We start from the raw sequence: 8,910 nt of genomic DNA, 5'->3' as shown, positions 1-8,910 counted from the left end.
TTTATTCCAGATCCGTCAAAAGGTCGGCCATCAGGGCCAGAGCGTCGCCGCGCTGGCGCCGTCCGGCGGACGGCAGGCGCGCGGCCAGGGCGGCGATGGTCGGATTGCCAAACAAGGCGGCCAGCGGAAGCTCGTCGCCGAACTCCCGCCGCACGGCGGCGACGAGTCGCGTGGCGGTGAGGGAGTTTCCGCCAAGCGCGAAGAAATCATCGTCGCGGGCGACGTCCTGAACGCCGAGAAGGTCTTGCCAGAGCGCGGCGAGCCAGTGTTCGGCGTCGCCCTGGGGCGGCCGCCGGTTGGCGGCGGCGGGGCGTCCGGGGCGGGGCAGGGCGTCGCGGTCGATCTTGCCGTTGGGGTTGAGCGGCAGGGCGTCCAACGTCAGCAGGCTGGCGGGGATCATGGCGGCGGGCAGCCGGTCGGCCAGCCCACGGCGCAGCGCCTCGGGGTCGAGACCGCTTCCGGCGGCGTAGGCGGCGAGGAACGCGGCGTCGGTTCCGGCGTCCCACAGGCGGACGGCGGCGGCGGCGACGCCGGGCTGGGCGAGCAGGGCGGCTTCGATCTCGCCCAACTCGATGCGATGGCCGCGCAGCTTGACCTGGAAGTCCCGGCGCCCGACGAAGCGCAGCGCCCCGTCCCACCCCCGGCGGACCAGATCGCCGGTGCGGTACATGCGGGCGCCGGGCTTGGCGTTGACGAAGGGATCGGGCAGGAAGGCCGAGGCGGTCAGGCCGGGTCGGGCGTGGTAGCCGCGCGCCAGCCCGTCGCCGCCGATCCACAACTCGCCCTCCGCCCCCGGCGGCAGCGGGTTGAGCGCGGCGTCGAGGACATAAAGGCTGGTGTTGTCGAGCGGCCCGCCGATGGGGACGGCGCTGTGCCCGCCCGCCACGGTTTCGACCGGGGTGGCGCTGGACCAGATGGTGGTTTCGGTGGGGCCATAGACGTTGGTCAGCCGCGCGCCGCGCCGCAACAGGCGCTCGGCGAGGGCGGCGGGCAGAGCCTCGCCGCCGGTCAGCGCGCGCAGGCCGGTCCAGGCCGGGCTGTCGAGTTCGGCGAGCATGGCCCAACTGGCGGGGGTGGCTTGCAAAACGGTGACGCGGTGGCGGTCGAGCAGCCGGAGCAGGGCGGCGGGGTCGCGCTGGGCGGTCTCGTCGGCCAGCACCACGGCGGCGCCGGCGATGAGCGGGGCGAAGATTTCCAGGGCGGCGATGTCGAAGCCGATGGTGGTGACGGCCAGCCAGCGGTCGGCGGGGGTCAGCGGCGTGACCCCGGCCATGGCGCGCAGCAGGTTGGACAGACCGGCGTGACGGACGGCGACGCCCTTGGGCCGCCCGGTGGAGCCGGAGGTGAAGATGACGTAGGCGGTCTGTTCGGGGTGGGGAACGGCTGGGCACCAGCCGTCGCCCTCGGTTTCGCGCCCATCGTGAATGAGGGCGTCGGGGGAGACGGTTTCAGTGCCGCCGCTCTGCGGGCTGTTGGCGTGCGCGAGGATCAGGCGGGGTTTGGCTTGGTCGAGAATGTCGGCCAGTCGGCTTTCGGGTTGGGCGGGGTCGAGGGGGACATAGGCGGCCCCGCTGAACAGAACGCCAAGCAGGGCGACGACAAGGGCGGGGCCGCGCTCCAGACGCAGGGCGACGCGGTCCTCAGGGCCGACGCCGCGCTTGCGCAAACCGCGCGCCAGGGCCAGGGCGCTGCGGGTCAGCGCGCCGTAGCTCATCGGGCCGACGCTGGTTTCCAACGCCAGCGCGTCGGGCGCGTGGGCGGACTGGTCGAGGATCGCCCGGCCAACCCACCAACCGGGATCGGCTGGGACGGACGGGCCGGACGCGCCGCGCCACAGGGCGCGGGGAGCGCTGCGCCGCGCCAGCGCGTCGAGCGTTGACGGGGCCTCCGCCGACGCAGCGGCCAGCAGGGGCAGCATCGCCTGGAACCGCTCAAACAGGGCGGCGGCGTCGCGTTGGTCGCAGCGGTCGGGGTTGATCCGGCACAGGGCGATCAAATCATCCCCGGGCGTCAGTTGCAGCGTCACCGGGAAATGGCTGCGCTCCTCGGCGCGGCGCAGGGCGATGGTGGGAAGCGCCGTTCCGGCGATGGCGGGCAGCGGGTAATTTTCCAGAACCAGCAGCGTGTCGAACAGCGGGCGCGTGGCGTCGAAGCCCGCCGCCCGTTGGATGTCGGCCAGCGGGGTGAAGGGGGCGGCGCGCAGCGGCGCGGCGTCGTCCTGAAGCCGCCGCAGCCCATCCTCAATCGGTTCGGCCGCTCTCAGGCGGGCGCGCAGCGGCACGCTGTTGATGAAGACGCCGGTCATGCGCTCGGCGTCCGGCAGATCCGCCGGACGACCGGCGACGGTCACGCCGATCACCACGTCGTCCCGTCCGCGCTGGGCGCCGATCGCTGCGGCCCAGGCGAATTGCAGCAGCGTCCCCAGCGTCACCCCGGCGCGTCCGGCGCGTTCGCGCAGCCCGTGGAGCAGGGTCGGACCCGCCCGCCACTCCAGCGCGACGGCCTCGCCATCCCCGGAGGGGGCGGGCGGCGGCGCGTCCGGCAGGGCCAGACCGGCGAGATGATCGCGCCAGATCGCCAGCGCCGCGTCCCTTGGACGGCGCTCCAGCCACTCGAAATAGCGGGTCATCGGTGGAACCGCGCGCGTCGGCGCTTGCCCGGCGTAGGTCGCCAGAAGCTCTTCCAGCAGCAGGGCGGAGGTCCAGCCATCGACCACCAGATGATGCCGCGTCCAGATCAACCAGCCGCGTCCGTTCGGGCGCCGCGCCAGCGTGAAGCGCATCAGCGGCGCGGCGGCCAGATCGAACCCGGCGGATTTCTCTCCGGCGATCAGCGCGTCGAGCGCCGCGTCGCCGTCCGTCACGTCGATCACGCGCAGGGCGTCGGCGGCCTCGGCGCGAATGACGAGACGGGGTTGATCCAGACCATCCCACACCGCGTGGGCGCGGGTGATGGCGTGGCGGCGGCGGACGGCGTCCCAGGCGGCGCGCAGGCGGTCGGCGTCCAGCGGCCCGCCGATCTCCAGCACGGTGGCGTTGAGGTAAAGGTCGCGCCGTCCTTCCAACAGGCATTGGAAGAGGATGCCGCGCTGCGCGGCGGTCAGCGGCCAGACGGCCTCGATTTCGTCGGCGGGAATCCGGGCGGCGATGCGGGCGCCGTCGGCGTCGTCGTGGCGGCGCAGGGCGTCGCGGAAGGCTGCGGTCAGCCGCTCTTGAAAGGATTCGTCATACCGTCCGCCCTGAAAGGCGAGGGAGGCTGTCAACCGCCCCTCCGTCACCCAGGCGTCAACGGTCACGCCGTTGACGCTGCGGCCGCCGGGCGCGCGCAGGGACTCGAGCGGCCAGGAATCCAGGCGCAGGCCAGCGATGCCCCCCTCGTCGTCGCCATCGGACAAACCGCCCCCCGACAAACCACCATCAAGCACGCCCAGATAATTGACGCAGCATTCGGCGGTCGGCAGCACGCCGTCGGCGGCCAGCGCCGCGCCCTGGCTGCGCAACGGGGCGGGGACGGCGTCCAGCGTCCGCCGCACGGCGTCGGCGATGCCTCCGGGGTCACGCGGCAGCCGGTCGAACAGAACCGGGAAACGGGCGGTGAACCAGCCGACGCAATCGCCCACGCGCTCGTCGCGCCCATGCTCCTCGACATCGACCAGCGCCCAATCGCGCCCGGTGACGTCCCGCCACGCCGCCAGCCACGCTGCGAGCACGCGGTGATGAACGGTCGCGCGCGGTTCGTCGGTCGAGGCGCGCAGCAACGCCGCCGTGGCGATGGGGTCCAGGGCGACGGCGCGTCGTTCCATCAGGGCGGGACTGTTGACGTCGGGCCGCCGCTCCATCGCTTCGGGGCGGCGGGCGCGGATGGCGTCGGCGTGGGCGCGCGCGCTGGACACCTCCACCCGCGCCAACGCGTGGGCCTGCTCCGCCGCCCAGCGCCGGTAGCGCGAATCGGGGATGGCGGCGGTCAACGGCTCGCCGCGCGCCAGCCGCGCGCAGGCGTGCTGGACGTCGCCCAACAGGACGCGCCACGACACGCCATCCACCGCCAGATGATGGGCGGTGAGGAACAGGGCGCCGCCGTCCGGGGCGTCGGCGCGCTCCAGGAGCAGCGCGCGCAGGATCGGGCCATGGGTGATCGACAGGCTGCGCTCGGCGGCGCGGCAGAGGGCGATCTCCTCGGCCTCGTCGGCGCAACGGCGACGGTCGAGGATCGGGAGCGCTGTCGGGGCGGATGGGGCGGGCGGGGCGAGACGCCAGCCGGAATCCTCGCGCCGATACAAGCTGGTCAGCATCGGGTGGCGGGCCAGCGCCCAGGCCAGCGCGCGTTCCAGATCGGCGGGGGGCGGCCAACGGTCGGCGCGCAGCCGCAGCGACTGGTTCCAATGATTGGGATGATCGGGTTGGGTGGCGAAGAACCAACGCTGCATCGGGCCGAGCAGGGTGGAGAGCGGCTCCTCCGGCGCGACCGGCGCGCTTGGCGGCGCCACGGCCTGCGGCGCCCGTTCGGCGAGGAGGCGGGCCAGCGCGTCCAGACGGGGATGCGCGAACAGATCCTGCGGCGTCACCGTCACGCCGCGACGGCGGCATTCCGCCACCATTTGCAGGGCGAGGATGGAATCGCCGCCCAGCGCGAAGAAATGATCGGCGTCGGCCACCCGGTCGCGCCGCAGCACCGCGCACCAAACCACGCGCAGGGTTTCCAACAGCGGGTTTTCAGGCGGTTGGGCGGGCGCGGCCTCAGCGATCAGCGCGGCGAGGCCCGACAGGGTCGGGGCGCGGAACAGATCCTGGACCGTGAAAACAATGCCCGCGCGGCGGGCGGCGGCCACGGTTTGCAACGCCAGGATGGAATCGCCGCCCAGCGTGAAAAACCCCTGGTCATCGCCGATTTCGGCGCGGCGCAGGGTGGCTTGCCAGATCCGGCGCAGCGGCTCGATCACGGCGGCGGGGGAGGCGGCGGGGGCGGGCGCGGGGTTGGTCGCCGGTTCTGAGGCGGGATGCGGGGCGGTCGCCTCGGCGAAGCGGCGGGCCAGCGCTTGCCGGTCGATCTTGCCGTTGGCGGCGCGGGGCAGACGGTCGATCACCCGCCAATGGTCCGGCGTCATGGCGGCGGGCAGCCGGTCGCGCAGGAAACCGCGCGCCGCGTCCATGTCGGCCCCGCCGGTCAGGAAGGCGGCGATTTGCCGGTGCCCGTCGCGCTCGACCAGGATGGCGGCGGCCTCGACCACGCCGGGGGCGGCCTGGAGATGGCTTTCCACCTCGGCCAGCTCGACCCGGTGGCCGCGAATTTTCACCTGACCGTCGGCGCGTCCCAGAAATTGGAACTGGTCGCCAATCCGCCGCACCCGGTCGCCGGTGCGGTAGAGCCGCCCGCCCGGCGTTGGGGAAAAGGGATCGGGCAGGAAGGACGCCGCCGTGTCGGCGGGGCGGGCGTGATAGCCCAAGGCGACCTGCGCGCCCGCCACATGCAGGACGCCGACCGCGCCCGACGGGCAGGGCCGCAGCGCCTCGTCCAGAACATGCAGCCGGTTGCCGTTCAGGGCGCGGCCCAGAGCGACCGGACCGCCGGGGCGCAGAGCGTCGGCGGTGACGCCGACCGTGGTTTCGGTCGGGCCGTAATGGTTGACGATCCGCAGATCGGGGCGGAGGTCGCGCAGCCGGTCGAGCAGCGCGGGCGATGGGCTTTCACCGCCCAGAACCAGCGTGTGGCGGGGCAGCAACCCCGCTCCGCCGATGGCCAGCAGGGCGGCCAGATGCGACGGCACGATCTTCAACACGTCCACCGGATGGCGGGCCAGATGCTCGGCCAGCGCCACGCCGTCGAGGGCCAGCGCCTCGTCCAGCACGCGCAGCCGTCCCCCGTTCAACAGCGCGCCGAACAGGCTGGTGTATCCAAGGTCGGTCGATGGCGCGGCGAGGCTGGCGCAGACCGCCCCCGGCGGCAAGGCCAGCCGGTCCCACACCGCGCGGGCGTAGGCGGCCAGCGCGCCATGACCAACCGCCACGGTCTTCGCCGCGCCGGTGGAGCCGGAGGTTTGGAGCCGATACGCGGTGTGATGGGGATGGAGAATCGGGATCGTTGGAATGGTCGGCGTCTCCGGCACGCCGGACTCCTCAGGCGCCGCGCCGTCGATCCAGCGGCAGCCGGACGGCAGCCAATCCGGGCGCGCGCCCATCCCGACGACGGCCTCGCAGGCGGCGGTCGCGCGGGCGAGGCGGTCGGCGGGGTGCGAACGGTCGAGCGGCAAGAAGGCCGCCTTGGCCAGCCAGCAGGCGACCATGCCGACGATCTGCCGCGCGTCGCGCGGCAGCAGCAAGCCGACGCACCGCTCGGCGCGGTCCGTTTCGTTTTGGGCGGGGCCGATCCGGTCGGCGAGCGCCGCCGCTTGGCGGCGCACGGCGCCGTGCGTGAGGGCGCCGTCGCCGTCCAGAATCGCAGGGGCGTCGTCGGGTTGGCGGAACAGCCGGGCCAACGCGGTGTCGGGAGGGGCGGTGGTGGACGTGCCGTCGTGTCCGGCGACCAGACGGGCGGTCCAGCCGGGAACGGTCAAGGTGGTGTAGGGCGCGCTGGGCGCCGCGCACAGCGCGTCGACAAGGCTGTCGAAATCGGCGGCGACAGCGTCCACCGTCTCGGGTCGGAACAGCGCGTCGCTGTAGCGCCAATGGGCGACGTAAGCGCCGTCGCGGTCGTTGACCACGAGATTCAGGTCGTGCGCGGCCCCGCGCTGTCCAGCGGCGCGGTATCCCAGCCCAAGGGACTGGGCGAACTTGCGGTCGTGGTGGCGGGTGAAGGTGAACATGCAGGGCGCGACGGCGATCCGCCCCCGGTCGCGCGGCAGATCCAGCCGGTCGAGCACGGCGGCGACGGGAACGCGCTCGTGCCGGATCAAACGGCGGCGCAGCGCGTGGTTGTGCGCGACATGACCGGCGAAATCACTCTGCGCCGCCATGTCGATGAGCAGCAGCAGCGGGTTGGCGCAATAGCCGATGACGCGGCGGTGCTGGGCCGAACTGCGGCCCATGACCGGCGACCCGACCACGAAACGGCTCTGCCCGCTCAAACGCTCCAGGAACAGTTGGAAGGCGCTGAGCAGAACGACGTAAGGCGTGGTTTTCAGCGCGGCGGCGGTGGTGGCGATCCGGTCGGAGCGGTCGGCGTCCCAGACAAACACCCGCTCCGCCCCGGTGAAAGAAGGGGCGTCGGGGCGGGGGTGGTCGGTCGGCAGGTCAAGCGGCGGCGGCAGCGGCGACAGCAGGCTGGTCCAGACCGCCAGGGACTCGCGGCCACGCGGCGATTCCAGATGCCGGGCCTGCTCCGCGCACCAATCGGCGTAATCATAGCCGCCATCGTCGTCGTCGTCGGCGGCGGCGTCCGTCTCCCCGCGCTCATAGGCGGTGGCGAGGGCTTCGACGAAGCGTTCGATGGCGTAATGATCACCCGCGATGTGGTGCGCCACCACCGCCAGATGGGCGCCGGGCGCGGCCCCCGTCTGGCGCAGCAGACCCAGACGGCAGACCCGCCCGTCGTCCAGGGCGAAAGGCTGGTCGGCCAATTCGGCGAACCAGGTTTCAGCCTCCCGCTCCGCCGCCTCCGTCGAAGCCGGGGCGCTGACGGCAAGGCGGAATTCGGCATGCTCCGCCGGAAACAGGTGGGCTTCGACAGCGCCGCCGTTTTGACGATAGCCGGTGCGCAGCGCCCGATGACGGGTGACGACGCGCCGGTAAGCCAGCTCCAGACGCTGCGGGTCAACGTCGGGGCGCAGCGGGCCGGTGAAGGCCATGTTGTAGGCGACGCCATCGGGGGCCAACTGGTGCAGGAACCACAGCGCCCGCTGGTTGGCGGACACCAGCGGCGCCGTGGGCCGCAGGTTGGGCGGGGTCACGAGGCCGCTCCTTCCGAGCAGGGTTGGGCCATCGCCACCAGCACCTTGCGCTTGCCCCGGAAGGTCGAACGGGCGTGGGCGAACAGCATGTTGTCCAGCATCAGCACGTCCCCCGCCCGCCACGGAAAGCGGATGGTGCAGGCGTCGAGAACGCCGCGAATTTCCTGAAGCGCGCTGTCCTCCAGCGGGGAGCCGTCGCCGTAAAAGACGTTGCGCGGCAAATTCCAGGAATCGCCCGCGATGCTCAGCAGCGCCTCTTGCACCGCCGGGTCGAGGTTGGAGACGTGGAACAGGTGGGCCTGGTTGAACCAGACGGTCTCGCCGGTGATCGGGTGGTCGGCCACCGCCTGCACGATCTGACGGGTCCGCAAATCGCCGTCCGGCTTCCACTCGCAAGTGATGCCGTTGTCCCGGCAATAGCCCTCGACGGTGGCGCGGTCGTCCGTGCCGAAGACCTTTTGCCAGGGAACATCCAACCCGCCGCCGTAATTGCGGCTGTAGCACAGGCGCTTTTCGGCGAAGCGCCGCCGCAGGGCCGGTTCCAGCCGGTCATACACGATGCGGCTGTCGGCGATGGGCGTCTCGCCGCCCTCCTCCGCTGGGATCACGCAATGGAACCACAAGCGCAGCGGCCAGGACCGCGTGTAGGACTGCTCGTTGTGCAGGGGGATGACCTGATGGGCCGGGTATTCGGTGCTGGTGTAAACCCCGTCGCCAAGGTCGGTGCGTGGGGTGGAGCCGAAGCGGTAATCCAGCAGCGGATCGCCGAACGCCGACGCGAAGGCCTGGAACGGCTGTTCCCCAAGGATGTCGAACCCCCGAAACAGGATGGCTCCCTCGCGCAGCAAATGGCGGTCGACGATGGCGGCGATCGCGTCGGACCGCGTCAGCGGCTGCGGGGCGTCGTCCTGCGGGGCGACCACCACCACGTCGCCGGGACCCGGCCCCAGTTTGCGGATTTCGATGGACAGGGGCAGTTTTTCCAGAGTTTCCACGCCAACCTCCAGCCTTCTGGAATTCCAGAACGC

General features: G+C 72.3%; 2 protein-coding genes. Both read right to left on the bottom strand.

The features are described 5' to 3' along the window. Window position 1 precedes the first annotated feature (1 nt). Window positions 2-7,882: a non-ribosomal peptide synthetase gene (locus D3877_RS06060; protein ID WP_238474750.1), complete on the bottom strand. Its 7,881-nt coding sequence runs from the start codon at window positions 7,880-7,882 to the stop codon at window positions 2-4. Then, the gene (locus D3877_RS06055) at window positions 7,879-8,877 is read right to left on the bottom strand and encodes a TauD/TfdA family dioxygenase (protein ID WP_238474749.1); all 999 of its coding nucleotides are present in this window, start codon (window positions 8,875-8,877) and stop codon (window positions 7,879-7,881) included. The genes D3877_RS06060 and D3877_RS06055 overlap by 4 nt, the downstream gene beginning before the upstream one ends. Between the last annotated feature and the right edge of the window lie 33 nt (window positions 8,878-8,910).

Origin of the sequence: Azospirillum cavernae (assembly GCF_003590795.1) — a bacterium.
Taxonomy (GTDB): domain Bacteria; phylum Pseudomonadota; class Alphaproteobacteria; order Azospirillales; family Azospirillaceae; genus Azospirillum; species Azospirillum cavernae.
This window is presented reverse-complemented; position numbering and strand designations above follow the sequence as displayed.